Below are 26,176 nucleotides of genomic sequence, written 5' to 3' on the forward strand. Positions count from 1 at the left end.
TAGGAGCAGACCCGAATGGACGCGAAGTCGCCCAACAACTCCCACAGCGAAGATTCGACACCCGCTGAGGCACCGAAAGATCCGCGCCGCTGGAGCGGACGACGGCGGATACTCACCGGTGTGGGCGTTGCGGCCGTCGCTGTCGTCGCCTGGTTCGGGTACTCGGCATGGCAAGTCCAGCACAACCTCACCGGTGCGCGCGACAATGCTCAGCTCGCCAAGGACTCACTGCTGGGCGGCGACACCGAGGGCGCTCAGCGCGCCGCGTCCGAGGCTCGAGAACGAGCCGCAGGCGCACAGGACAACCTGCATTCGGCCCCGTGGAGTGCCCTTGCCGCCGTTCCCGGGCTCGGCGCACCGTTCGAGTCGGCGCAACAGATGTCCGACGTTGTGGTCGGGCTCACACGTGACGTACTCACACCCGCGGTCGACGCCGGCGTCGCGTTGTCGCCGAAAGATCTGATCGGAGAGGGCGGCAGCGTGCAACTCCAGCCGCTACGCGATGCGGCCCCCGCGCTGCACGAGACGTCGATCGCCGCGCGAAACCTGGCAACTCAGGCCCAGGGCATTCGGGGTGCCCGATACCTCGGGCTCGTGGACGACGCACGAACCGAACTTCAGAATCAGACCGACGACGTGGCAAAACTGCTGGAGAACACGTCGATCGGCGCCGACGTCCTTCCGGCGATGCTCGGTCTCGACGGTCCCCGCAGCTACTTCCTGGCCTTTCAGACCAACGCGGAGGCCCGCGCCACCGGCGGACTCGTCGGCGGCTACAGCGTCATCCATGCCAGCAACGGAAAACTGGGCATCGAGAAGCTCGGAAAGAACACCGAGGTGTCCTACGACAAACGACCTCTCGACCTCGGTGCCGACTACAAGAGCATGTACGGCAACTACAACCCTTCCGTCGACATCCGAAACAGTAACCTGAGCTCCCACTTCCCGTACGCGGGCCAGATCTGGCAGTCGATGTGGGCGCAGGAGTCGGGCCAGCGGGTGGACGGGGCGATCGCGACCGACCCGGTGGCACTCAGCTACGTGCTCGCGGCCGTCGGCCCGGTCACCTTGCCCGACGGGGAGGTCGTCGACGCCGACAACGTCGTGGAACTCACCGAATCCACCGCCTACACCCGATTCATCACCGACGAGGCCAACTACACCGCCGACAACGCCGACCGCAAGGAATACCTGCAGACCATCGCCGGCAAGGTCGTCGAGAAGATGACCGGGAAGATCGAGTCACCCCAGCGCCTGCTCGACGCCGTCGGGCGGGCCGCCGGGGAGCGACGCATCGCAGTATGGAGTGCACATCCCGAAGAGCAGGCAATACTCGCCGACACCACGCTGGGATACACAGTGCCCCAGGATCCCGCACCGTACGCCGGCGTGGTGATCAACAACAACGGCGGCAACAAACTGGACTACTACCTCGACCGCGAAATCGACTACACCGCCGGTGACTGCACAGATGACACACGGACATCGACGGTGACCGTGCGCCTCACGAACAACACACCGGACACCGACTTTCCGCGCATCGTCGCAGGCACGTTCAAGGAGAAGCCCCTGCCGTACGGAACCAACCTCGCCATGGTGTCGCTGCTTTCGACCAACGGCGCGACCCTGACGAAGGCAAGCATCGACGGCAAGCAGTCGTTCGCCATTCACGGAAATGAACTGGGACACCCCGTCTTCACCGTTCCCGTCACCGTCCCCAAGGGCGCGACGGTCGAACTGCGATACGAACTGAACGAGCCGACCGCACCGGGCGAAGCCCGAGTGCCGGTCCAGCCGCTCGTCGATGATCCGAAAGTGACCACGCACGTGCCGAACTGCGGGGGGTGAAGTGGGGCCTCATCCCCGCTCGGCGCCGCCCGAGGCGGGGACGACGGACCCATCCCGCTCGATCGAATCCTCGTTCCGTGCACCGAGAACGGTGCGCTGCCGAACCAGGAGCGAGAGCACGTAGTAGACACCGGACGCCAGGACACCCACGACGGCGATCGTCGTGACCGTCCTGGCGTCCCCCAGGACGACGACGGCCACGACCTCCAGGCACACTGCGGCAAGCCCGATCACACTGATCAGATGTGCACGCCCGAGCGACAGGGCAGCCTGAACATTCACCGTGGCCGAGGAGAAGAGAACAACCCCGAACGTGAGTATTGCCGCCACGTGAACTGATTCGGAATAGTCACTCCCGAACAGCAGGGGCACGACCCAGACGGCGGCAGCGCTCCACACGACGCCGAAGCACAGTGCGCCGAACAGGACCGTGAGCGGAATGCGAACCGAGTTCTTCACCAGTTCCTCGCGGCCCTTTCCCCCGCTGATCCGCAGACCGACAGAGTGGACCAGGGGAAAGGCCACAAACGCATAGCTGAACGCAACGACGTAGATTCCGGTGGCATGCGCCCCGAGGAAAAGTGAGCACAGTAGTTGGTCCACCCGGATGAGCAACACATCCGAAATCTGTCCCGGAAGGGATTTCAGCGCATACTTCCGATCGATCTTCCGGTCGCGATGACCCCCTCGCCCAAAGCGACAGATCGCCGCGAACTGACCGAGCTGACTCACCGCGTAGACGATGCACACACTGACGATGTCGATCCGCCCGGCCACCGCCAGACCGCAGATCCCGATTCCCGACAGGCACGCGCCGACGATCTGATATCTGGCGATGATATTCGTACTGCCTTCGCTCACCGCGAGGGAGAGGATCGTCATTCGTACTGCGCCGAAATATGACAGTCCGAGCAGGACGAAGATCGCAAGCTTCTCGACGGAGTCGAGCCCACTGAACCACACGTATACGGCGACAACACTCATGACGACCGTCACCACGAAGATCACCGGGTTGGACCGCGCCGCCGCGTACCTCGCCGTCGCCACGTCGGATCCCTCCGCGATCAGTCTTCTCGCGGCGGCCGGTGTCCCTACCGACGCGAACACCGGGATGACCGAGACCAGGATCAGTGCCACCCCCAGGTATCCGCGGTCGGCGGGTCCGAGCGCGCGCGCCAGGATGGGCCCGGTCACCAACTGAACGAGCAGCGGCGAATACTGGCCGGCCACGAGAACGGCAAGCCGCCTGTCGGCGAACACCTTCACCTCAGCCGGCCTCGAGCAACGTGCGGAGCATGCTGTCGGTCGACGCCGCGCTGGCTCGACTGAGACGTCGTCCCACCTCGGCCAACTCGTGGCGATCGAAGAGTCGGGTCTTGTCCACGCTCTCTACGATCGTCGACGCGGCCACGTCGCGCAGTGCCGAATCGGGAGCCCAGGTGGCCAAGTACTCGGTGAGTTTGGGAATACGATCCAGACCCACCACCGGCGTTCCGTAGGCGATCGCGGTGATACTTCCATGCAGGCTGGTGCCCACATAGCCGTCCGCGGAGGCGATCTCCGCGGCCACGTCCCGAACGTTCACCGGTTCGACGAGTCGCACCCGCTTCGTCGTCTTCGACAGCCTCCGGAACAGGCGCCGCAGAGCGGTGAGATCCGAATGGCCCCCTGCCAGACCGATCGCCAGCAGGCTGATCTCGTACCGCTCCGACAGGGCGCGGAGTTGCGACACGACCTCGTCCTCGTGACCGCGCAACCAATGTCGTGAGCACTGGAAGACCAGTGTTCCCGGACGTTTCGGCGGTGCAGGGAACAGCTGGTCGATGATGGCCGCCGAATCGGGCGCCAGATCGGCGTCGATCCCGTGAGACCGCAGGATGTCGACGCTGGAGTTGTCCCGCACACTGAGGTACTTGCCGGCCCTGAGTGAGCCGAGAACCCGTGCCCGATCACCGCCGGACAAGGTATCGACACTCGTTGCCCCGACGGCGTTGTACACCACGGGCATCTGGTTGCTCGTCGATGCGTCCGGGACCAACGGCAGGGGCCACATTCCACCCGCCAGCGCGCGACAGGCGGCCGAGAGATGCCGTCGTGGGACAGTCCGATGGAGCGCGGCGACTGCGAGGTCGAATCCGCTGGGGATCGAGTGCCGGGTCAGGTCGTACCAGGTGGCGCTCAGTACCTCTCCCCCGGCGACGATGCACCCTGCCGGGGGCTGTTCGGTCAGGCACCGCCGCAGATCCCTCGCACTTCCGGAGCGGGCTGTACCCCAGTCGTTTCCCCGTGCGCCCCACAGCGCGTAGTGCGACAATGTGCTGTTGCTCCGAGCCGGCCAACGGCTCTCCAACACCAACGGGAACAGCAGGTCACCATAATTGAATCGGTCGAATGCGCCGACACTGATCACGTTCGGTGATGTCACTGTTCTCCCCACAGCTTCCTGGACCCGCAGCGGGGGCTGATTCTGCGTCACTCGTGCACACGAGCTTTCACATCACATGGCACCGTACAACACCTTGGAATAGCTCTGGCATACCTGATCCCACGTGTAGTGGGATCGCTGCCGACGTTCGGCGGCGACACTCAGTTCATCCATCAAGGCATTGTCCGAGAGTACTCGGTCCAGCTCGTACGCTATCTCACGGGAATCCGGCTCGACGAAGGTCGCAGAATCCTGAAGCACTTCACGGTTGTACACGGTGTCCCGCGCAACGATCGGTGAACCGCACGCCATCGCCTGAACCAGGGCCGGGTTGGTGCCCCCGACGCTGTGCCCGTGAAAGTAGGCGCCGGCGTGTTGCCACAGCGCGAACAGCTTGTCGTCGTCACTGACGTGGCCCAACCAATGGATTCGCTCGTTGGTCGCGGCCAGACTTTCGGCCCTGAGGTCGAAGTCGCCGCCATAACCGGAGGATCCGACGATCACGACGTCCCAGCGTTCACTCAACTCCCGTGCCGCATCGAAGAACTCGCCCACGGTGTTCTCGGGCACGAAGCGCGCCACCATCAATGCGTAGGAACGGTGCGGAAACCCCTCGACGGGATCCAGGTCGTCGGGCAATGTGCCGCCGTACGGAATGAATTCTCCGGTGCGGCCGAACCCGTCACGCCACCGCCTCGCGATTTCGTGGGAGTCGCACACGAGGTGGTCGCCGAACTTGGCGGTGAGTCGGGCACCGGTCCTGAAGGCGGACTTCGCTGCTCGCCCCCACTTCTCGCGCTCCCACTCGATCCCGTCCACGTTCACCACCGTCGGAATTCCCCGCGCTTTCAGAAGTGGCAGCCAGTATCCGTTCGCCACATTCATCACCAAAGCGACGTCGGGACGGCGTCTGGATGCATCCAAACACGACGTCAGACCGTAGGACAGTGTGCTCAGCGACTTGGACTCGACACCCCGCGTCGTCACACGTTCGACTCGGAAGTCCCTGAACGGATCATCCGGTTCGGTGCTCCCCGCTCGCCCGTACACGGTGACGTTCCAACCTTCGTCGGCCAAGTACGGGGCCAACCTCCGTACCAGGGTTTCGAATCCTCCGTAATAGCTGGGATAGCCACGGGTTCCGATGATCGCGACTGAGTTGGTCATGTTCTTTCCTCGATTTCTGTCGTCTCGAGTTCGGACTGATGTTCGGCGGCCTCGTTCTGCCGTGCTCCCCCTTCTCCCGCGTCCTCGCCCCGAGACAACGGACGAAGCAGTGACGCGACAATGATCCAGACGACGCTGAACCAGAACATGCTCGTGAGAGTCGCCGCCGCGACGAACGTCGCAGCGATGGCAGCGGCGATCGGGCGTCGCCGCCCCGGCACGTGACGCCACACCACCACCCCGAATGCGCACAGGATCCCGAGGCCGACAATTCCGGCGTCGTACAAGATCTGGACGGGCAGCATGATGATGTGCCCGGACACGCCCGGAGACCCGGGCTGTTCATGGCGAAGACCGAACGTATTGGTGCCGTTGCCCAACCAGAGGTTGACTCCCTGTATTTCCTCGGCTGCTTCTCTCGCGACCGCCATGCGAAATCCGACGGTGCCTCCCGTGAAGTCGATGTCCCCCAGCTTGTCCGGGGCCGGACGGGAGGAGTCGTCGGAGCCGTCAGTCCTGCTGTCTTGACTGCTCGGCGATGCCGGCTGGTGCCGCTCGATGTCCGGAAGTACGGTCGTGGCTCCGTATGCGAGGAGAACGCCCACGACGACGGCGGCAGGACCGAAGGCGAAACCCCTCAGCGGAGTCGGGTTCCGGCGGCGCCGGACAAGTTCGTAGGCAACGTAGACGGCCAGTCCCATGACCATGCAGAACACGGCTGTGCGGGTCTGGGATGCGATGAGCCCCAACGGCACGGTCACCGCTGCCGCGATCATCCACCGTTGATCGGTCCCCTTCCTGGCAACCAGCATCAGGGTCCAGAACACGAGTATCGCCGCATAGATGTTCGCTTCCGTGGCGGACAGCCGGGTGACGTAGACGTGGTAGAGCGAATCGAGATTGGTTCCCCACGACACGTCGCCCGCGGTTCGGTTGGCGACGAGATACATCGCGAAACCGGCGAGAGCCCAGGGAACCACGAACCGGATGCCGACGTTCTCCGCCCACACCGCGCGGGCGCCGAGCGACATCAGACCGGCCAGCAACAGCAGATCGATCGTGAGCCAACCCAGGATCGCCACACTCTTACCGAGACTGGGCGAGAACAGAACACTCGACGCCGCATTCCACACGATGAACGCGAAGAAGGTCAGTACCACAGGGTGCCGAAGTGTGCGAAGAAGGTCGAGTCGAGAACGTGGCTGAACGATCAACCACCCCACGAAGGCAACGGGCGCAACTTGTTCCCATCGCACGGTGAACCCGGCCACATCGAACGCGTAGCGACCCAGAAACGACGCCGCGACGACCGCGGCTACCAGCAGAAATGTGACGCGGTCGTTGCGGCTGCGAGGTGCCGCGGATACGTCCGGGGGCACCACTTTCCGATCCAGCTCGCTCGTCACCGTGACCCTCTGCTCTCACCGGCGGATGTCACCCGAGCGGAAGAGACGGCCAGCAGATCCCTGGCGAAGACGCGAAACTTCACTGACTCTGCACCCCAGTCGTTCTCCTGGTCGGTACTCTGGGTCGCTCGTAGCCTGTAGGCGGCGGAACGCGCGAACAACCCACCCGCAACCGCCCATTTCCAGCCGATGTTCTGCAATCGCGTACGGGAGATGCGCCACTTGTACAGGTCGTACATGTTGACCACCCAGGCGGAGTTGGGTGCCTGCGACACCGTGGAGTTGGGTGCCTGCGACACCGTGGAGTTGGGTGCCCGCGACACCGTGGAGTTGGGTGCCCGCGACACCGTGGAGTTGGGTGCCTGCGACACCGTGGGCGTCGTCGAACTCTCGCCGATCAGATGAACTCCGGTCACCGCGGGCACGGTGACGACCCGTTCACCTGATTCCTTGACGCGCAGACAGAACTCGATATCTTCCGCGTACATGAACCACCGACGGCTCAGCCCGTCCAATCGCATCCAGGTGTCACGCCGCACCAGCATGCACGCACCCGATACCCAGTCGACGTCCCTCGAATCCGCGGACGAGTGCCGTTTGAGAAGGTACAAACCCTCGACCGACGGCGAGTACCCGGCGAATCGTGAAAGGCCTGAATAGTGGCAGAGCACCCGCCAGAGGTCCGGCTGCCGACCGCATTCTCTGATCGCGAGTCGTTCCCCCGGTTTGTCGAGCAACGGGGCGACGACACCGATGCTGTCATCCGAATCGAGAACCCGACTCAGCGCAAAGACGCTCTCCGCGTCCACAACCGCGTCGGGGTTCAACAAGAGCACGTGATCGCCACGCGCCTCCGACACGCCTCGGTTGACACCGCCGGCGAATCCGACGTTCGCTTCACTGCGAATCACCCTCGCATGCGGACACACGTCGGATACCCTGACGATCGTGTCGTCGATCGAATCGTTGTCGACGACAATGATGTCCAACGCGGGGTCCGATCCGAGCGCCGCCAGGCAGTGTTCGATGACGGCAGCGCTGTTGTACGTCACGATCACGACCGAGATCGTGCACTTGTCACCGCGCGCCTCATCAGGTGCGCTCATGTCCATATCTCCTTACCGATCTCGTCTCGGAATCGATGTACACCGAACTGCGCCTCGAATCTCCGGCGTGCCTGGTCAGCGCGTTCCGTTGCGTCCTCGAGCGAAAACTCCTCGAGCGCCTGCGTCCACGCCGCCACGTCACCCGTGCGCACCAGACATCCCACGTCGTCACCGATGATCTCGGGCAGACCGCCACTGTCGCTGGCCATGACAGCACGTCCGGCCGCCATCGCCTCGATGGCGATGGTCGGCAACGGATCAGGTTTGATGCTCGGCACCAACACCAGGTGTGCCGCATCGAGATACGAACGGACGTCGTCGGTCTGACCGACGATCGACACACTGTGGGGGCGTTTGAGCTTCTCCACGCGATCGACCACGTCCACAGACGCGCCGTTCAGTGGTGGCGCGCCCAGGACGATCAGCTCGATGTCCGACCGCTCGAGGCCGTCCCACGCATCGAGGAGAACGTCGTGGCCCTTCCACGTGTTCCACCTGCTCGCCACCACGCACACGAGCCGCTCGTCGCCTGCGAAGGGCGTCGGCACGGGCAACTCGAAGCCGTTGTAGACCACGACCGATCGTTCGTCGAACTTCGCGGGAAGCGGACGACGGACGGCGTTGCTCACGCACACGATCCGTTGCGCAAACGACATGAACGGAGTCACGAAGGGCGCCGTCTTGCGATCCAAGAACTCGTGGAGATGCAGGATGGTCGCTGCACCGCTGAGTCGCGCCAGCGGCAGCAGGAGAACCAACGCCGATGTGTTGACGTACATCTTCGACGGCCGAGCACGCACAACCGCGCCTGCCGTCCGGAGGAAGCGGCCGAGCAGGCCGGGCAACGCTCCGAGACGAAGGTACGAACGCCGGATCACCGGAAGGGGGACCCTGCGCACCGTATGGCCCAGCTCGGCCAGGGCGGTCGACAACTCACTACCGGGATACTCGACGTCGGTCGGTAGCCACACCTCCACGTCCCAGTCACTCGGAATGTCGGTCAGGGCCTCGAGAAAGACTCGGTCGGCGCCGTACATCTCGTCGGAGGGATGCACGGCGATGAGCTTCTTCGGACGTTTCCCGCTGCCGCCCGACCACACACCATCAGTACGCACCTTCACCCGCCACCACAGCCTTCAGGGTCTTGGCGATGATGAGCATGTCGCCGACCATCGACCAGTTCTCGACGTAGGACAGGTCGAGACGCACCGAGTCCTCCCACGACAGGTCCGAGCGGCCGCTCACCTGCCACAGGCCGGTGACGCCGGGCTTCACCAGAAGCCGGCGATGCACCTCGCTCTCGTAGGACTCGACCTCGACGCGCAGGGGAGGTCGCGGCCCCACCACACTCATTTCGCGTCGTAACACGTTGATGAACTGCGGCAACTCGTCGATGCTGAACTTGCGCATGAAGCGGCCGACACGGGTGACACGCGGATCCTCGCGCAGTTTGAACAGCACTCCGGCGCCGTCGTTGCACCCACTCAGCGTGGAACTGTGCTTGTCGGCCTCGTCGACCATCGACCGGAACTTCAGCATCGGGAACGGTGTGCCATCCATGCCCATTCGTTCCGATTTGTAGAACACGGGCCCTCGACTCGTCAGCTTGACCGCCACGGCGGCGACCACCATCACCGGACTGACCAGGATCAACGCGAGAATCGCAAAGATGAGATCGAACGAGGTCTTCCCGAATCGCTTGGCTCCGTGATAGCGCGGCTTCTCCACGTGGATCAGGGGCAGACCCGCGACAGGACGCATCTCGAGGCGAGGCCCCGAGATGTCCATCATTCCGGGAGCCACCACCATGTCGACGTCCAACTGCTCGAGGTCCCAGACCATTTCACGAAGCCCGCGATGGCCGAGGTGCTCGGTCGCCGTGACCGCGACGGTGTCGGCTCCGGATCGCTCGACGGCATCGACGACGTCGTGTTCGTCGCCGAGTACGGGAATCGACCGCCCGTCGACGGTGATCGTGTCGTCGGACGACCGGAAGTGCGCTGGGATGCACACCCCGACCACGTTGTACCCGTCTGCTGTTCCACGGTCGAACGTCATCGCGAGACTCCGCACCGAGTGTTCGGCTCCGACGACGAGGACGGATGTCTGGCACAGTCCGCGGATGCGCTTGCGGGCGAGGACGCGACGCCACATCCACCGGGTGAGCAGGAGACCGAGCAAGCCGGTGGGGAATGCGATGGCCAGGTACAACCGCGCCAATTCCAACTGCAACAGCAACGCTGCGATCGCGATGAGCCCGAACAGCCGCAACGTCGCAGTCGCGATGCGTCGATACTCCTCGGGGCCACTTCCCACCACTCGCGGGGAACGCACGTGGAAGACGGCAAGTATTCCGAGCCAGGAACTCACCAGAGCGACCGAGATGAGGCCGTAGCTCACGTTGCTCAGAGTGCGCGAATCGACGAGGGTGCCGGAGCCTCCGAAGCGCACCCACTGCGCGAGTGCCACGGCGACCACCACGACGAGTGTGTCGGTGAGCAGAATGTGCCTGATGTACACGGCCAACCAGTCTCGGCGTGCGACCCCCCGTTGCGTCGGAACTGCCGCAACGCGATGAGTAGCGGAAGTCCTGTCCACAGTCGAGTTGAACGTCGCCATGCATCCCCTCCACTGTCGAACCGTTCGCCGGCAGAGTGTGACGGTCGAGTCGGTCGTTTCACGACAGCGGATTTCGGGACGCGGACAGTGCCGTCGTCACCAACGAGCAAAACCAGAAGTGCCCCGAACACCGCCATGTACTAGCGACATCGAACATTCACAACGAGTGAGGACGCTATCAGCGCGATTCCGTCCTGTCTCATCATCACCGGTGACATGAGACCGTGCGGTATGCACTAAAGGTGCACTGAGCAGCGGTTATCCCCTCCTGCAATTGGTTCTGAGGCAATCATTTTCGGCAAACTGACCACAGGTGTTCGGACAGAACGATTTTCACCCGATCAAGTCCGCATCAAGACGCCTGGGCACACTCGGGGACTTGCCAGCAGTCGAAATTCATACCTGAAGTTCGTGATTACGCGACGTATTCGATCCCGGCACCGAATCGGAGACGGTTAACGGGAGCGAGCACCGAAATTCCGTGAGCACCTCGAGAATTCGAGCGGTCCGGCGTAGATCGCGCAGCTCACGCCCCGTCGCGATGTGGCTTCGCCGACGCACCTACCGGCGACCGTCCGATCTTCGCCCGCACTCGGGCGGTGGCCTGCCAGATCAGCGTGGTGTCGTGGACGCTGATGCATGGCACGCCCAGCGCGCGGGCGTGCTCGACGGCGTCCGTTTCCTTCGCGGAACACCGTCCGTCCAGAATGTCCTCCGTGACGATCACGCAGAGCACGTCTCCGTCGAGTTCGCGGATCGGCTCCAGCCCGTGGAGCGCCACCCATTGCCTGACCATCGCCCACTGCGACACGTCGTTGTAGCGAATCGGATTGCCGACGAACAACACGCGACGAGACCGGCGGGCTCGGGCGACCTCGATGCTGGAGATGGGTGACATCACGAATATTCCTGTCCATGTGAACGGCTGGTCCCGGTACAGGACAACTCTGTCGTGAGCAGGCGACCACGTCTGTCCCCTGATCAGGCAGTGCATCGGATGAATCTCGTCTCCCCCGATCAGGGGACACCCCCGCAGGTGAGTGGGAAAGTGTGCTCGGGCACGCATCGCCACTCACGTGGGAGGTTGGATGATCACCGTTCTGTGCTGCCGAGGTATCGGCGAGGATCTCGACGTCACCATGCTCACCAACACGACGCAACTCCTCGACCCCGCCCGGTTCGTCGTCAAGCAGGTGCCGTGGGAGGCGAGCTACGGCCCGGTGCCCGATCCGGGTGGATCGGCGTTCGACAAGGCACTGTCCGAAGGACGCGCGCTCCTGTTACGGATGATCGACGAGGATCCGAATCCCGTTGTTCTGCTCGGCTACTCGGGTGGAGCCGCACTCGCCGGCAATGTCGCGGCGGAGGTGGGACGGGGGCAGCACCCCACCCTGGACGTGCGCGGGGCCGGACTGATCGCCGACCCCCTGCGGCCGGCGTCCCCGGGCCTGCCCGGTTGGGGCATCGCGGGGGAACGCCCGATCACGGGGATGCCCGTGTGGCAGATCGCCGACCCGCTGGACGCCATCTGCTGCTGCCCGGGCAACTCTCCGCTCCGCACGTTCGCGGACCAATCGGCCGCCTTCTCACTCGCCGACCCGGCAGCGTGGGTGGTGGACCTCCTCGATCGGCTCCGCACCCGCCGATGGCAGGCGGTAATCCTGAACTGGTGGCGACCGTGGACGGTCTGGCAGCAGTACTCCGAGGCCATCGACGACGTCGACGGTTACCTGTTCCGGGGCGACCACACGAGCTACTGGGCGCGGCTCGCGCCGGGCACCGACCGGACGTACTGCGCGCTGCTCGCGGATCGCGTCGCCAGCCTGCCGGACTGATGCCCGGGCACAGTGATCGCTACTGCGTCATCGCACTCCCCGGCGCCGTTCTCGGATCGGCAGGCGATCGATGAGGTCCGCGGCATGAACGGCACCGTCATGAGCCCGGATCCGCGCTCCCAGAGTTGCCGCGGTCACCCGGTGCGGTCCGGCGACGAGCAGCTCGCCGACCACCGATCGGATGCGTTCGGGCGCGGCCGTCTTGCGGAGGCACCGGGCGACGCCGCGCTGCTCCAGACTGCGGCCGATCATCTTCTGATCGAGCGCCGGGTGAATCGGCATGATGACCAGGGGCAGGTCGTGCGCAAGGGCGCGCATAGTGGTGTCGTGGCCGCCGTGCCCGATCACGAGCGTGGCGGTCGGCAGGATCTGTTCGTGCGGAACGTAGCCGTGTATTTCTGTGTTCGGTCCCGCCGTGAAGGATGCCGGGTCGACCGATGGTCCGGTAGTGACAACGGTATGGGCGGGCAGTCCGGCGACAGCCTCGAGGATGTTCTGCAGGGCCCGCTGTTGTCCGTCGAAGTTGAGGCTGCTGAGGCTGACCAGGATCAGCGGATCGCGTTCGGACAGCGGGGTCAACGTGGACGGCATCGGATGTCGCACCACCCCGGTGTAGTGGACGCAGGCGGGCAGGCTTCGGCGGGAGGCCGGATCGAGGTCCTTGTCGGTCGTCACCAGCGCAAGGTCCGATGTTTTCCACAGCCTCAGTGGCCGCTGGCCTTTCAGACGGGCCATCACGGGCGTCGTACCACGTGTCGCGCCTCGATACATGAACTCGTAGTAGGTGTGCACCAGCGTCACACGCGTCAGGTGCGCGTCGGCGGCGGCCTGCAGGGCCCCATACAGAAAGCAATCGATCACCACCACGTCAGTCGGCTCGCGCGCGACGGTCTCGAGTAGATCGATTCCGGGCCCGGCGTCGGTGAAGACAGCGAGCGATTGGTACACACCCGCGATACCGGGATGTCTGGTCGTCGACTGCCAGGGTCGCGCATGGGTGTAGGGCGTGAACCGGAAACCGTGTTTTTCGATCCGCTCGCGTTGCTGGGCGTGTCCGAGAAATCGGACCTGGTGACCGCGGTTGCGTGCCTCCGCCGCGATGCCGAGCGCGGGTGGCACGTTGCCGCCGCCGTCCCACGTGACGATCAGGATGCGTGCCATGGAGCCTCCACTGGGCTGGGGTCGAGCCCGTCGGTGTCGTTCGGGCGGGCGACCCGACATTCATGTCCACAACGATTGTCGTCGAACTATCGGCCGTCAACAGCGGCGGTACAGCGCCAGCTGGCGGGGCGCCGCAATGCTCGACGCGCCCCGCCAGTCGGCGATCCGTCCTACCCCGTGCCGTCACCTGTTCCGTCGCCGGCTCCGTCGCCTGTCCCACCGCCGGTTTCATCTCCACCGCCGGTCTCCTCACCACCGCCGGTTTCATCTCCACCACCGGTCTCCTCACCACCGCCGGTCTCCTCACCTGCGGGAGGCTGCTCCGCGACGGGCTGCTCCGACACCACGGGCTGCTCGACCACCGGAGGTACCACCGCCGGCGGCTGCACCACCGGCGCCTGCTGCTGACCTGCGACCGGAGCCTGCCCGCCCCCGCCGGAGCTGCCCTGTCCGGTTCCCGACGAACCGCCACCACCGTTCGACTCGGGTTCGACGACCGGCGGTGCGACCTCCGACGTCGGCGGAGTGGTCGCGGCGGCGGTGGTTGTCGCCTTGGTCGTCGAGCTGGACGTGTCCGATGTGGGCGTCGGTTCGGTGTCGGACCCGCAGGCCGACAGGGTCAGGAGTGCACAACTTGCGGCGATAACCACCGAGCGTTTCAAGGACGGTCTCCTTCGTTCGAGTATCTATCGATCGAACAAAACATACGGTCCGTTTGGTATGTTTTTGCGTAATCGAGAGGAATCGTCTCCCGTCCGACACGCTCTGCGAATCAGCGCGGCGCGTTCCTGCGGGCTGCCCGCTTGGCCCACGCATTGCGCACCAGGGACAGCGGCGTCGGCGGCACCCAGCCCAGCTGGACCGCCTGACCGAGATCGTCGCGGTTGGCCCAGTGCTCGATGACCCGGCCCTCTTCGACGCGCAACCAATGCGACTGCTTGACGGCGAACGTCCTGCCCGTGGGCGCGAACACCTGGGTGACCGCTCCCCGCTCGTCGTAGACGACGAACGGCCCCATCTGCCTGCCCCGCATGATCGTGTGGACGACGGCGAGGTCATCCTCGACGACGACGTGTTCGACGTCGAATCGCAGTTCGGCGAAAGCGGAACGCAGCCACAGCGCGGACGCATAGAAGGCTTCGGGTCCACGCCCTCGCGTCGACGGCGGCTCGGATTCGCTCTCCCGATTGAACGCGCTCGGATGCACGATGGAGTCGAAATCGGCGCGGCTTCCCGTCGCCATGATCTCGATCGAGCGAACGGCAAGAGACTTCACCTGCGCCGACGAAGCCGGTTCCTCGATGTCCACGGTGCACCCCGCAACAGTCGGTGGGAACTCTCAGTATTCGACCGCCCCCAGCCCGAAGTCAACGACCGGTCCCATGTCGATCGGGTACAGGATTTGCGCGCGCCTCAGCAAAACCGCGGTCAACGTCGGTACCGTCGGGGAGGTGATGGGACTGCCTGATGCGATCTCGGCCTGCTTGTTCGATCTCGACGGCGTACTCACCGGAACGGCCGTGCTTCACCGGAAGGCGTGGAAACGCACGTTCGACGAGTTCCTGAAGCATCGCGAGGGCCCGAACTTCCGGGAGTTCACCGACGAGGACTACTACGACTACGTCGACGGACGCCCGCGCGCCGACGGCGTCCGGACCTTCCTCACGTCCCGCAGCATCACACTGCCGGAGGGAACGCCCGACGATCCGCCCAGCGCCGAGACGGTGAACGGAGTCGGAAACCGCAAGAACAGGCTGCTACTCGCAATCATCGAGGAGGAGGGCGTCAGCCCTTACCCCGGTTCGGTCCGCTACATCAGCGCCGCATACGACGCCGGCCTGAAGATCGCCGTGGTCACATCGTCGGCGAACGGAAAGTCCGTACTCGACGCTGCCGACCTCAGTCGCTACGTCCACGTCCGCATCGACGGGATAGTCATCAGAGAGCAGAACCTGCGCGGAAAGCCCGCACCCGATTCGTTCCTCGCAGCCGCCCGCGCACTCAACGTCCATCCCGATCAGGCGGCGGTGTTCGAAGACGCGCTGTCCGGGGTGGAAGCGGGACGGGCCGGTGAATTCGGCTACGTCGTCGGGGTCAATCGGGGCGATCAGGCAGATGCGCTTCGCGAGCACGGCGCCGACGTGGTGGTGAACGACCTGGCCGAACTCCTCGAGAGGTGAGCATGGACGACAAGGGCTACGAGATCTCACCGTGGCAGCTGAAATGGCGCGGACTGGATCTGCAGGCACTGCACGCCACCGAGTCCACCTTCGCACTGTCCAACGGACACATCGGGATTCGTGGCACGTTCGAAGAGGGTGAACCGCGAGGCCTCCCCGGCACCTATCTCAACGGGTTCTACGAGCAACGCCCCCTCCCCTACGCCGAGGCGGGCTACGGCTACCCGGAGGACGGCCAGACGGTCGTGAACGTGACCGACGGCAGCATCATCCGCCTCCTGGTGGAGGACGAGCCCATGGACATGCGATACGGGAGCGCACCCGCCCACGAGCGCGTCCTCGACTTCCGTTCGGGCACCCTGCGCCGCACCACCGAGTGGACGTCCCCGACCGGCCGCCGGGTGCGGATCCATTCGGAGCGACTCGTCTCGTTCACGTCACGCGCAGTCGCCGCCATCCACTACGAGGTCGAGCCGCTCGACGGCGACATCGAACTCGTCCTGCAGTCCGACCTGCTCGCCAACGAGGCCATCCCGGTGCGTACCGACGACCCGCGAGTCGCCGCCGCACTGGACAGCCCGCTGATCTCCGATTTCGCTGCTGCCCACGACTTCCGGGCCGTCCTCGCACACCACACCCGGGCATCGGGACTTCGGATGGCCGCGGGCATGGACCACGAGATCGACTACCCCGCCGGCGGGCGGTGCAGTATCGAGACCGAGGAGGACCTGGCCCGGCTCACCGTGGCCGTCGACGTTCCGCAAGGTGAACGGCTGAAGGTGACGAAATACCTGGCCTACGGGTGGTCGGCGCGGCGATCGACGCCGGCCCTGCGCGGCCAGGTCGAGGGAGCGCTGGCCGGCGCGCTCGAAACCGGCTGGGAAACGCTGCTGAAAAGACAGCGCGAGTACCTCGACGCCTTCTGGGAAACGGCGGACGTCGAGATCGACGGCGACGCGGAACTACAGCAGGCGGTGCGATTCGCGCTGTTCCACGTGCTGCAGGCCGGTGCTCGCGGTGAGTCCCGCGCGATCCCCGCGAAAGGTCTGACCGGACCGGGGTACGACGGACACGCGTTCTGGGACACCGAGACGTTTGTACTCCCCCTCCTCACGTATACGGTGCCGGATTCGGCGCGCGACGCACTGCGGTGGCGGCACTCGACGTTGGACAAAGCGAAGAACCGCGCCGTCCAGTTGGGGCAGGCCGGCGCCGTGTTCCCATGGCGGTCGATCAACGGCGAAGAGTGCTCCGGATATTGGCCTGCGGGAACCGCGGCGTTCCACGTGGGGGCCGACGTCGCCGCCGCCACGTCCCGGTACCTGGCCGCGACCGGGGACGAGGAGTTCGAAGCCGAGTGCGGCGTCGAACTGCTCGTGGAGACCGCCCGGCTGTGGACGTCTCTCGGCCACCACGATGCGCAGGGCGAGTTCCGGATCGACGGTGTCACCGGACCCGACGAGTACACCGCCGTCTCCGACAACAACGTGTTCACCAATCTGATGGCACAGAAGAATCTGCGCGACGCGGCGGCCGCCTGCGAGAGACGACCCGGACTGGCGCGCGAACTCGATGTGGACGACGAGGAAGCAGCGCTCTGGCGAGATGCCGCCGAGCACATGCGAATTCCCTTCGATCTCGCCCTCGGCGTGCATCAGCAATCCGACTCGTTCACCCACCACGCCGAATGGGATTTCGAAGGGACACCGCCCGAAAACTATCCGCTGCTGCTCAACTACCCGTATTTCGACCTCTACCGCAAGCAGGTGGTGAAGCAGGCCGACCTGGTGCTGGCGATGTACCTGCGCGGCGATGCCTTCACCGACGAAGAGAAGGTCGCGAATTTCGCCTACTACGAGGCCCTCACGGTGCGGGACTCGTCCCTCTCCGCGTGTGTGCAGTCCGTGATGGCCGCCGAGGTCGGGCAACTCCAACTCGCCTACGACTACCTCGCCGAGGCCGCGCTGACCGATCTCCACGACCTCCACGCCAACGTCGAGAACGGGCTGCACATCGCGTCACTCGCCGGGACGTGGATGGCGTGTGTCGCAGGATTCGGCGGAATGCGCGACCACAGCGGCGAGATTTCCTTCGCCCCCAGAATTCCCCCTCAGCTGGTCAATCTCTCGTTCCGGATAACAGTGCGGGGCAGCCAGATCCACGTGGACATCCGCGCCAACACCGCCACCTACCGCCTGCTGTCCGGCGAACCGGTTCAGCTCACCCACCACGGGAACTCCTTCACACTCAACTCTTTCCCGGTGACACGGCCGATCCCGGAAGTGCCGAGCACCCCGGCCGTACGGCAACCGTACGGCCGGGCACCCGTGCGTCGCGGGGGCTGAGAGTGCACTGACCCGTCACTCTTCCACTCCTCAGGGCCGAAACAGCCCTGTCGATGAAACGAGTGGAGCGTCAGTACGATCTCTCGCCTCCGCGGCACGCGGAACCCGGCCCGGCGCCGGTGCGGTTACCTTGTGGCGCCGTGGCGTCTCCGATAGGCGGCCGAACTCGCTTTCTCTCCGCACGCCGCCATCGAGCACCAGCGTCGGGCGCCCTGCCTGGACCGGTCCACGAAATAGAGTGAGCACTCGTGGCCCAGGCAGCGCCTGATCCTGTTCTTGTACTCGCCCGAGAAGAGGTCGATGGCGTCCCGCGCCACGACCGACAGCACCGACTCCACCGGAACCGGATCGACAGGTCGGACGGTGCCGGCGTCGTAGGCGAGCACCGGCGCGGGGGTGGCGATAGAGGCTGCGCTGTTGAGGATGTCGACGGCCGCCGGTGCGGGCCGCAATCCGTCCACTCGCGCGCGCGTCAGGGTGTTCAGGGCCTCACGCAGATCACGCGCGTCGACGAGCCGCGACTCGTCCAGCGGCTCCTGCGCCGCGGGAAGTCCGGCCACGTAGAACCACGTCTGCAGACTCTCCGCATCCACCAGCATCTCGCGGTCGTTCATGTCCCGCTTGGCGACCGTTGCGACGAAATCGAGACACAGGCTTCCCGATCGGAACGGAAATCCCAGTCTTCGTTGATCTTTCGTTTCCATCACCGGCGGTCTCGACACTCGGACCTCCCCTTTCGCTGGTCTTCGGAGAATCCCACAATGTCCGGCCACTGCGGCCGAGTCAACTCCCCTGAGCAACTATGCGCCGCAACGGAAGGGACGCCCGACTTAAAATCATGTTGAGCACATCACAAGTGCGTGAGTCCCTTGACAGGTCACTCTGGAATCCCGTTAGGTACTGGCTGTGCAGACAGCAGGAACCGCCCTCACCCGCCGACGCGTCGTGGACTTCATGACGTTCGTCGGCGCTGCTTGTCGCTGTCGCTGACACGTTCCGTCTCGGCCTTTCCGGCCACCGATTCCACACCTGCCCGCTGGTCGCCGCGCGTCCCGTCACGCGCGGCACTACGCTGCGCGGTCCCCGAACCACTCACCGCGAACTACTGCTGAGGAAAGTCCATTGCCTGTCGAATTCATCAGTGCGAGCTACGTCAACGACTCCACCGAGCTGAACCCCACGTCCAGCACCGGCATCGATCCGAAGTTCCTGGCCCGCTACGCCCGCACCCTCGACGAGGCGGGTTTCGACTACACGCTGCTGCCCTACGGCTCCTCGGGCTGGGATCCGTTCGGTGTCGCCGCCGCCGTCAGCCAGCACACCGAACGTGTCCGGCCGCTGGTCGCGCTGCGCCCCAACACCATGTACCCGACGGTCGCGGCGAAGGCCCTCGCCACGCTCGACCAGCTCAGCTCCGGACGCGCCGCCGTGCACATCATCTCCGGCGGCAACACCGCTGAACAGGCCCGCGAAGGCGATCGACTCGACAAGGCAGGACGATACGAGCGGTCGGCGGAATACGTCGACATCCTCCGGAAGGTGTGGTCGTCCGCGGAACCCTTCGATCACAGCGGCAAGTACTACAGCTTCGAGAACTTCCAGTCCGCCATCCGCCCGCTCGCAGGCACGATCCCCGTCTCCGTCGGCGGATCGTCCCCCGACGCCTACCGCGTCGGCGGTGCGCTCGGTGACATCTTCGGCCTGTGGGGCGAGCCTCTAGCCGAGACGAAGGAGCAGATGGACGCCGTGTTCGAGCAGGCCAGGCTGGCCGGACGCACCGACCGCCCCCGCATCTGGGTCACCTTCCGCCCGATCATCGCACCCACCGAGGAACTGGCCTGGGAGAAGGCGCACCGCGTTCTGTCGAGGCTCGAAGGAAACGGCGCTGCGGCCGCGGTCCGGGCCGACGGCGGAGTGCAGAACGTCGGTTCGCAGCGACTTCTGGACATCGCGGCCCGCGGCGAACTCCACGATCGTGCACTGTGGACTCCGACCGCCACTGCGACCGGAGCCCGCGGCGCGTCGACGGCACTGGTCGGAACACCCGAGACTGTGGCTGCCGCGATCCTCGACTATGTCGACCTCGGCGCCGAACTGATCTCGATCCGCGGCTACGACAACATCAACGACGCCATCGACTACGGTCGCTACGTGCTGCCGCTGGTGCGTCAGGAGCTCGAATCCCGGGAGCGTGCAGCATGACCCGGTACGTGGTGGTCGGCGCCGGTGCCGTCGGAGCCACCCTCGCCGCACAATTTCATCTCAACGGAATCGACTACGTTCTGGTGGCCCGCGGCGACACCTACCGGGCACTGAAGTCCGAGGGTCTGCGCTACGTGCGGCCCGAAGGCGAGATCCGGGTGCCCGTCGACGTGGTGGACGGGCCCGAGGCAGTGACGCTGCGCCGCGGCGACGTCCTGGTGCTGGCCGTCAAGGCGCAGCAGGCGGATCAGGCCCTGCACGACTGGGCGTGGCGCCCGGTCGAGGGTTCCGACGAGGCCGCCGCCCGGGTGGTCCCGGTCGTCACGCTGCAGAACGGCATCGAGAGCGAACGGACCGCGCTGCGCAGGTTCCACCACGTCTATGGGGCGTCCATCTGGATTCCGGGCACCCACGTGGAGCCGGGTCGTGTCATCGCGGCGGGCACCCCCGCCGTCGCACTCGTGTGGCTCGGACGTTATCCGTCCGGCGCCGACGACCGCGCCGAGTCGATCGCCGCCGACCTTCGCCGGGTCGACGTCACTACCCAGGTCGTCGACGACATCCAGAGGTGGAAGGCGACCAAGCTGATCGGCAACCTCCTGAATGCCGTGGACATCTTCGAAGCCGACGACACCGAGATCGAGGCCACCACGGGGGCACTCGAATCCGAGGCCTTCGCCGTCCTCGCCGCCGCCGGGATCACGCTCGCCGACCACGCTACCGAGGCCACCCAGGACCGCAGCGGGCTGAGTATCGCCCCGATCGACGGTCACAGTGTCGAACGAAAGTCCACCTGGCAGAGCCTGGCTCGCGGGTCCGACACCGTCGAGACCGATTACCTCAACGGTGAGATCTCGCTGCTGGGACGTCTGCACGGCGTGCCCACCCCCGTCAACGACCGCCTGCAGGAAGCCCTCGGCCGGGCCTCGCTCGACCGCGAGGCACCCGGAAGCCGTCGTCTCGCCGATGTCGTGGGAACTGCCCGACTCGAAGGATCCGTCCCATGACCCAGCAACTGGCCGACGTCCCCGAACGGGTTCGGGGCGAGGGTCCGACCGCGAGCACCGAGTCGGATCTCGTGTCCATCACCCCGCGCAAGCCGCGCCGCAGTTGGAGCCCACCGCGTGCCGTGCGGCGGGCCGTCGGCCCGGTCCTCGTGGTGGTGGCGTGGCATCTCTTCTCCGTCACCGGGCTGCTTCATCCCGATGTCCTCGCCGCCCCGCTCGACGTGCTCTCCCGGGGAACGTCGCTGTGGTCGGACGGTCAGCTTCCCGACGCCATCCTCGCGTCGGCGAAGCGGGTCGTGGTCGGGTTCGTCATCGGCGGCGCCGTCGCACTGGTGCTGTCCCTGCTCGCCGGACTGTTCCGGCTGGGCGAGGACCTCCTCGACTCGACGCTCGGGATGATCCGGATGGTGCCGTGGGTCGGTCTGATCCCGCTGTTCATCATCTGGTTCGGCATCGACGAGACCCCCAAGATCGCCCTCGTCGCACTGGGCGTGTGCTTCCCGCTGTACTTCAACATCTACGGCGCCATCCGCACCGTCGACTCCCAGCTGATCGAGGCGGGCGAAACACTGGGGCTCGGACGTCTGGGGCTGATCCGGCACGTCATCCTTCCCGCCGCACTGCCGGGTGCGCTCGTGGGACTGCGCTACGCGCTCGGGACCGCCTGGCTGGCGCTCGTCTTCGCCGAACAGGTCAACGCGAGCGCGGGAATCGGCTACCTCATGAACACGGGACGCGACTTCTTCCAGACCGATGTCATCGTGGTGTGCCTCGTGGTCTACGCGGTGCTCGGTCTGATCTCCGACCAGGTGGTGCGCCTGCTGTCGAAGGTCCTCCTGTCCTGGCAAGCCTCGTTCGACGGAAAGTGACGGGCCATGAGCACTGACACCACCCACGCGGTCCGCATCCGCGGCCTCACCCGGCGTTTCGGCGACCGCACCGTGCTCGAAAACCTCGATACCGACATCAGTGCAGGCGAATTCGTTGTTCTTCTCGGGCACAGCGGTTGCGGCAAGAGCACCCTTCTCCGCATTCTCGCCGGCCTCGACGTCGACATCGAGGGCGAAGTCCTGGTGCCGAAGCGCCGCGCCGTCGGCTTCCAGGCCCCGCGTCTGATGCCGTGGAAACGGGTGTGGCGCAACGTGGTGCTCGGCCTGCCCGGACGACCCGACCGGGCCCTGGCCACCCGCTACCTCGCGGAGGTCGGGCTGGAGGACCGCGCGGGCAAGTGGCCCAAGACGCTGTCCGGCGGCGAGGCGCAGCGCGTCTCCCTCGCGCGTGCGCTGGTCCGGGAACCACAGTTGCTTCTGCTCGACGAGCCGTTCGGGGCACTGGACGCCCTGACCCGGACGAAGGCTCAGGCGCTGGTCGCGGACCTGTGGATCAAGCACGGCTGCGCGGTACTGATGGTCACCCACGACGTGGAAGAGGCGCTCCTTCTCGCCGACCGGGTGCTGGTGATGGACAACGGTCACATCGCGCACGAAGTCCGGCTGGAGACTCCTCGCCCCCGCGACATCGGCTCGGCCGAGTTCGTGCAGAACCGGCGTCGTCTACTGGGCTGGCTCGGCGTCGACGTGACCGCCGACATCGACACTCCTCTCGAAAAGACAGGCTGACATGACACACTCCATCCGAAAGATCACCGCGGCCCTCGTCGCGGCTACGGCGGTCTTCGCCCTGGGCGCGTGCAGCTCCGAGGGCAACACCGCGAGCAACAGTTCCGGTGTCACCCTGAAGCTCGGCGACCAGGTGAAGGGCCTGCAGGTGCTGGCCGAGGCGTCGGGCGCGCTCGACGGCGCGCCGTACGGCATCGAGTGGGCCCAGTTCCAGGGCGCTGCACCGCTGTTCGAGGCGGTCAAGGGCGGGTCGGTCGACACCGGGTACGCGGCCGACGTACCCACCCTGCAGGCGATCAGCGGCGGCGTCCCGATCAAGTCCGTCGCCGGACTGCAGAGCGACGGCACCGGCACCGTGATCATCGCGCAGGGCGATTCTTCCGTGAAGTCCGTCGCGGACCTGAAGGGCAAGACCGTCACCGTGTCGTCCGCACGGGGCAGCATCGCCGAATACCTGTTGGTGCGCGCACTCGAGGACGCCGGGCTGAAGTACTCCGACGTCACCGTGCAGTACCTGCTGCCCACCGATGCGCAGGCCGCCTTCGTCAGCGGAAACATCGACGTGTGGGCCACGTTCGGCATCTTCGGCAACGTCGGGCTCTCCCGCGGCGGCAAGCTGCTGGTGGACGGCACCGACGGAAGAACCTCGGGCGTCGGCATTCTCAGTGCTACGGACGCAGCCCTCGCCGACACGGCGAAGCGGGAAGCCCTGCACGATCTGATCGGGCGCCTCGGCACCGCCGTCCGATGGGCGCAGGAGAACCCCGACGACTGGGCTGCCGCCATCGCCAAGGCGAACAATATTCCGCTCGAGACCGCCCGGATTCTCGTCGACCAGGGTGTGCGATCCACGACCCCGCTCACCCCCGACGTCATCGCGTCGGTGCAGCAGGTGGCCGACACCATGAACGCCGTCGGAGCATTGAATCCCAACGTCGACGTCGCCGCCACGACCGTCACCGACCTGTATCCGGCGTGATCGCCGACCGAAACGGAGCAGCATCATGAGAACCATACGTAGGGGACGGGTGTGGCCTGCGCTCGCCGCCACCATGGTGACCGTGGCGGCCCTCACCGGCTGCACCAGCGGAAACGACACCGGAAGCACCGGATCCGCCGACACCGTCGACCTGTCCACCGTGTCGATCAAGGTGGGAGCCACCGGGTGGAACACCATCGAGTCGGCGCTCGAGGTGGCGGGCCTCGCCGACACCCCGTACAAGGTGGAGTGGGCCGTCTTCTCCGGCGGCGACCAGCAACTGCAGGCCCTGCAGTCGGGCGCGTTGGACGTGGCCCAGTCCAGTGAGATTCCGCCGCTCTTCGCCGCAGCGGGCGGCACCGTGAAGTTCGAGCAGGTCGCGGTGCAGACGGGCACCACCCTGCTGCAGGAAGTGGTGGTGGGCCCGGATTCGCCACTCGGCTCGGTCGCCGACCTGAAGGGCAAGAAGGTCGGGTATGTAAAGAACACCACCGCCGCCTATTTCCTCAACGAGTTGCTGAAGCAGAACGGGTTGAGCTGGAACGACATCCAGGCCCAGCCCCTACTCCCCAACGATGGCCTCGCGGCGCTCAACGGTGGTTCGGTCGACGCGTTCGCCAGCTATGGCAACACGATCATCAACGCCCACCAGGGCGGGTCGAAGACCATCGGCTCGGGTCGGGACATCCTGTCCGGGAACTTCCCGTGGAGCGTCCGCGACGCCCTTCTCGACAACGCCAGCCAACGCGCCGCGGTCGCCGATCTGATGAGCCGGGTGAACGATGCGTATGCGTACATCCGCGACGGCCACCAGCAGGAGTTCGCCGAGCGCACGGCCACGGCCACCAAGCAACCCGTGGACAGCGCGTTGCAGCAGATCACCGACGGTGAGGCGCAGCGCCCCACCGGGATCCGGGTCGCGGACGCGGAGGTCCGCGCCAACCAGCAGCGGGTCGCGGACTCACTGCAGGAGATCGGTGCGCTGCCCGGCAGGGTGGACGTTGCCGAACTGTGGTCGGACGGTCTCGACGCGGAGTTGTCGGCAGCGCTGGACAGGCAGCCCGCCGCTGCCGCCGGAAAGTAACGCGTGATGGCGACAGCCGAGAGCGTCCACCCCGGGCTCGCCGACGCCGACCTCGCCGAGGTGGCGGCGGAACTGGCGGGATTCGCGGCAGAGGCGGATCGTGCCGGCGCATTCCCCGCCGACGGTATCGACGCCGTCCACCGGGCCGGGCTACTGACGACCACTGTCGGTGAGCGCTACGGCGGAGCGAACATCGGAGCCACCGACACCGCGCGCATCCTCCGGGCGCTCGGGGAAGGCGATCCGTCCGTCGCGCTGATCTCCGCGATGACGCTGTTCACCCACGCAGGTCAGGCGGCACGCCCGGTGTGGCCCGAGGATCTCTATGCGCAGGTGCTGGGCGAATCACACGGGAAAGCAACACTTCTCAACGCCGCCCGCGTCGAACCCGAACTGGGCTCTCCAGCTCGCGGCGGCCTGCCCGCCACGACCGCCCGCCGCACCGCGTCCAGGTGGGCACTCTCCGGGACCAAGCGGTTCGTGACCGGCGCCCACGGCCTGAGCTACTTCCTGGTGTGGGCACGCACCGACGAGGCGGAGACCCGGGTGGGCACGTTCGTGGTGCCCGCGTCGAGCGAGGGCATCGTGATCGGCGACAACTGGAACATGCTCGGCCTCCGCGCCAGTGGGTCGGTGGATGTGGAGTTCCGGGACGTCGCGGTTCCACTAGGCAACGTGATCGGGCTGACCGACGCGTCCGCCGGCGCCCAGGACAACCAGGCCCACGCAACCCTGAACACCACTCTGGCGGCACTGTATCTGGGCGTCGCCCGTGCGGCGCAGCAGGAGTTTCACCGATTCGCCCACGAGCGGGTCCCGTCCAACCTCGGACGGCCCCTCGCGACCACAGACCGATTCCGCGATCTCGCCGGCGAGATCGACCTGTTGCTCAGTGGCGCCGAGAACCTGGTGCTCGGCATGCTCCGCCGGGTCGACGCGGGCGAGAACGTCCCCGCCACGCAACTCCTCGGCGCCCGCGTGCTCGCCGTGCGTCACCTCACCGATGCCGTCGGAATCGCCGTTCGTGCCCTCGGCAACCCGGGACTCAGCCGCGACAATGCGCTCGAACGCCATTTCCGGAACGCGCAGTCGGCAGGTGTCCATGCACCCCAGGAAGATACGACACTCTCCATTCTCGGGCGCGCCGCGCTCGACTTCCGGACCGAACGACCATGACTTTCCTGCAGAAGAAA

23 protein-coding genes are annotated in these 26,176 nt (G+C 65.8%); 11 read left to right on the forward strand and 12 right to left on the reverse strand.

Going from position 1 to position 26,176, the window contains the following annotated elements:
* Positions 1-15 precede the first annotated feature (15 nt).
* Positions 16-1,848: a DUF4012 domain-containing protein gene (locus tag RJ1_RS29815; protein ID WP_073366115.1), complete on the forward strand. Its 1,833-nt coding sequence runs from the start codon at positions 16-18 to the stop codon at positions 1,846-1,848.
* 9 nt (positions 1,849-1,857) lie between these two features.
* On the opposite strand, the gene RJ1_RS29820 is transcribed toward RJ1_RS29815, so the two are convergent.
* From RJ1_RS29820 to RJ1_RS29855, 8 genes are all read right to left on the reverse strand, one after another.
* Positions 1,858-3,108 (reverse strand): lipopolysaccharide biosynthesis protein, encoded by a 1,251-nt coding sequence (locus RJ1_RS29820; RefSeq protein ID WP_170008910.1) that lies wholly within the window; start codon positions 3,106-3,108, stop codon positions 1,858-1,860.
* Positions 3,109-3,115: 7 nt separating this feature from the next.
* The gene (locus RJ1_RS29825; protein WP_143048943.1) at positions 3,116-4,273 is read right to left on the reverse strand and encodes a polysaccharide pyruvyl transferase family protein; all 1,158 of its coding nucleotides are present in this window, start codon (positions 4,271-4,273) and stop codon (positions 3,116-3,118) included.
* Positions 4,274-4,345: 72 nt separating this feature from the next.
* Positions 4,346-5,440 carry a glycosyltransferase gene (locus RJ1_RS29830; RefSeq protein WP_073366118.1) on the reverse strand — a complete coding sequence of 365 codons (1,095 nt, stop codon included), beginning with the start codon at positions 5,438-5,440 and terminating at the stop codon, positions 4,346-4,348.
* Complete coding sequence (locus RJ1_RS29835; protein WP_073366119.1) at positions 5,437-6,846, reverse strand: O-antigen ligase family protein; 1,410 nt, start codon at positions 6,844-6,846, stop codon at positions 5,437-5,439. The genes RJ1_RS29830 and RJ1_RS29835 overlap by 4 nt, the downstream gene beginning before the upstream one ends.
* Positions 6,843-7,952: a glycosyltransferase family 2 protein gene (locus tag RJ1_RS29840; protein ID WP_240319933.1), complete on the reverse strand. Its 1,110-nt coding sequence runs from the start codon at positions 7,950-7,952 to the stop codon at positions 6,843-6,845. The genes RJ1_RS29835 and RJ1_RS29840 overlap by 4 nt, the downstream gene beginning before the upstream one ends.
* Positions 7,949-9,067, reverse strand: a complete 1,119-nt coding sequence (locus tag RJ1_RS29845) for a glycosyltransferase family 4 protein (protein ID WP_240319932.1) — start codon at positions 9,065-9,067, stop codon at positions 7,949-7,951. Before RJ1_RS29845 ends, RJ1_RS29840 begins: the two co-directional genes overlap by 4 nt.
* Positions 9,057-10,571, reverse strand: a complete 1,515-nt coding sequence (locus RJ1_RS29850) for a sugar transferase (protein ID WP_073366121.1) — start codon at positions 10,569-10,571, stop codon at positions 9,057-9,059. The genes RJ1_RS29845 and RJ1_RS29850 overlap by 11 nt, the downstream gene beginning before the upstream one ends.
* A 526-nt stretch (positions 10,572-11,097) precedes the next feature.
* A complete protein-coding gene (locus RJ1_RS29855; protein WP_073366122.1) occupies positions 11,098-11,469 on the reverse strand; it encodes a hypothetical protein in 372 nt (123 codons plus the stop codon).
* A 190-nt stretch (positions 11,470-11,659) separates the two neighbouring features.
* Between RJ1_RS29855 and RJ1_RS29860 the strand changes: the two genes are divergently transcribed.
* A complete protein-coding gene (locus RJ1_RS29860) occupies positions 11,660-12,406 on the forward strand; it encodes an alpha/beta hydrolase (protein ID WP_073366123.1) in 747 nt (248 codons plus the stop codon).
* 27 nt (positions 12,407-12,433) lie between these two features.
* On the opposite strand, the gene RJ1_RS29865 is transcribed toward RJ1_RS29860, so the two are convergent.
* The 3 genes from RJ1_RS29865 to RJ1_RS29875 form a co-directional block, all read right to left on the reverse strand.
* Positions 12,434-13,567: a glycosyltransferase gene (locus RJ1_RS29865; protein ID WP_073366124.1), complete on the reverse strand. Its 1,134-nt coding sequence runs from the start codon at positions 13,565-13,567 to the stop codon at positions 12,434-12,436.
* A 170-nt stretch (positions 13,568-13,737) separates the two neighbouring features.
* Positions 13,738-14,229: a chromosome condensation regulator RCC1 gene (locus RJ1_RS29870; RefSeq protein WP_073366125.1), complete on the reverse strand. Its 492-nt coding sequence runs from the start codon at positions 14,227-14,229 to the stop codon at positions 13,738-13,740.
* 110 nt (positions 14,230-14,339) lie between these two features.
* Complete coding sequence (locus RJ1_RS29875; RefSeq protein WP_073366126.1) at positions 14,340-14,876, reverse strand: ester cyclase; 537 nt, start codon at positions 14,874-14,876, stop codon at positions 14,340-14,342.
* A 145-nt stretch (positions 14,877-15,021) separates the two neighbouring features.
* Here RJ1_RS29875 and RJ1_RS29880 point away from each other — a divergent pair, with 145 nt between their 5' ends.
* A complete protein-coding gene (locus RJ1_RS29880; protein ID WP_083400760.1) occupies positions 15,022-15,747 on the forward strand; it encodes an HAD family hydrolase in 726 nt (241 codons plus the stop codon).
* A gap of 2 nt (positions 15,748-15,749) precedes the next feature.
* Positions 15,750-18,092, forward strand: a complete 2,343-nt coding sequence (locus tag RJ1_RS29885) for a glycoside hydrolase family 65 protein (protein WP_073366127.1) — start codon at positions 15,750-15,752, stop codon at positions 18,090-18,092.
* A gap of 125 nt (positions 18,093-18,217) precedes the next feature.
* Here the strand turns inward: RJ1_RS29885 and RJ1_RS29890 are convergent, their stop codons facing one another.
* Positions 18,218-18,796: a CGNR zinc finger domain-containing protein gene (locus tag RJ1_RS29890; RefSeq protein WP_073366128.1), complete on the reverse strand. Its 579-nt coding sequence runs from the start codon at positions 18,794-18,796 to the stop codon at positions 18,218-18,220.
* A 418-nt stretch (positions 18,797-19,214) separates the two neighbouring features.
* Between RJ1_RS29890 and RJ1_RS29895 the strand changes: the two genes are divergently transcribed.
* From RJ1_RS29895 to RJ1_RS29925, 7 genes are read left to right on the forward strand one after another with little or no spacing between them, the layout of a single operon-like run.
* Positions 19,215-20,294, forward strand: coding sequence for an LLM class flavin-dependent oxidoreductase (locus tag RJ1_RS29895; RefSeq protein WP_073366129.1), 1,080 nt, complete (start codon positions 19,215-19,217; stop codon positions 20,292-20,294).
* Entirely contained in the window at positions 20,291-21,301 is a 1,011-nt protein-coding gene (locus tag RJ1_RS29900; protein ID WP_073366130.1) for a ketopantoate reductase family protein, read from the forward strand. The genes RJ1_RS29895 and RJ1_RS29900 overlap by 4 nt, the downstream gene beginning before the upstream one ends.
* Positions 21,298-22,170 carry an ABC transporter permease gene (locus RJ1_RS29905; RefSeq protein ID WP_073366131.1) on the forward strand — a complete coding sequence of 291 codons (873 nt, stop codon included), beginning with the start codon at positions 21,298-21,300 and terminating at the stop codon, positions 22,168-22,170. Before RJ1_RS29900 ends, RJ1_RS29905 begins: the two co-directional genes overlap by 4 nt.
* A 6-nt stretch (positions 22,171-22,176) precedes the next feature.
* Positions 22,177-22,920, forward strand: coding sequence for an ABC transporter ATP-binding protein (locus RJ1_RS29910; protein WP_073366132.1), 744 nt, complete (start codon positions 22,177-22,179; stop codon positions 22,918-22,920).
* A gap of 1 nt (position 22,921) precedes the next feature.
* Entirely contained in the window at positions 22,922-23,899 is a 978-nt protein-coding gene (locus RJ1_RS29915) for an ABC transporter substrate-binding protein (RefSeq protein ID WP_073366133.1), read from the forward strand.
* A 25-nt stretch (positions 23,900-23,924) separates the two neighbouring features.
* Complete coding sequence (locus RJ1_RS29920; RefSeq protein WP_083400655.1) at positions 23,925-24,983, forward strand: ABC transporter substrate-binding protein; 1,059 nt, start codon at positions 23,925-23,927, stop codon at positions 24,981-24,983.
* Positions 24,984-24,989: 6 nt separating this feature from the next.
* On the forward strand, positions 24,990-26,159 hold the full coding sequence (locus RJ1_RS29925; RefSeq protein ID WP_083400654.1) for an acyl-CoA dehydrogenase family protein: 1,170 nt from the start codon (positions 24,990-24,992) through the stop codon (positions 26,157-26,159).
* Positions 26,160-26,176 lie beyond the last annotated feature (17 nt).

It is taken from the genome of Rhodococcus jostii NBRC 16295 (assembly GCF_001894825.1).
GTDB classification, from domain to species: Bacteria; Actinomycetota; Actinomycetes; order Mycobacteriales; family Mycobacteriaceae; genus Rhodococcus_F; species Rhodococcus_F jostii.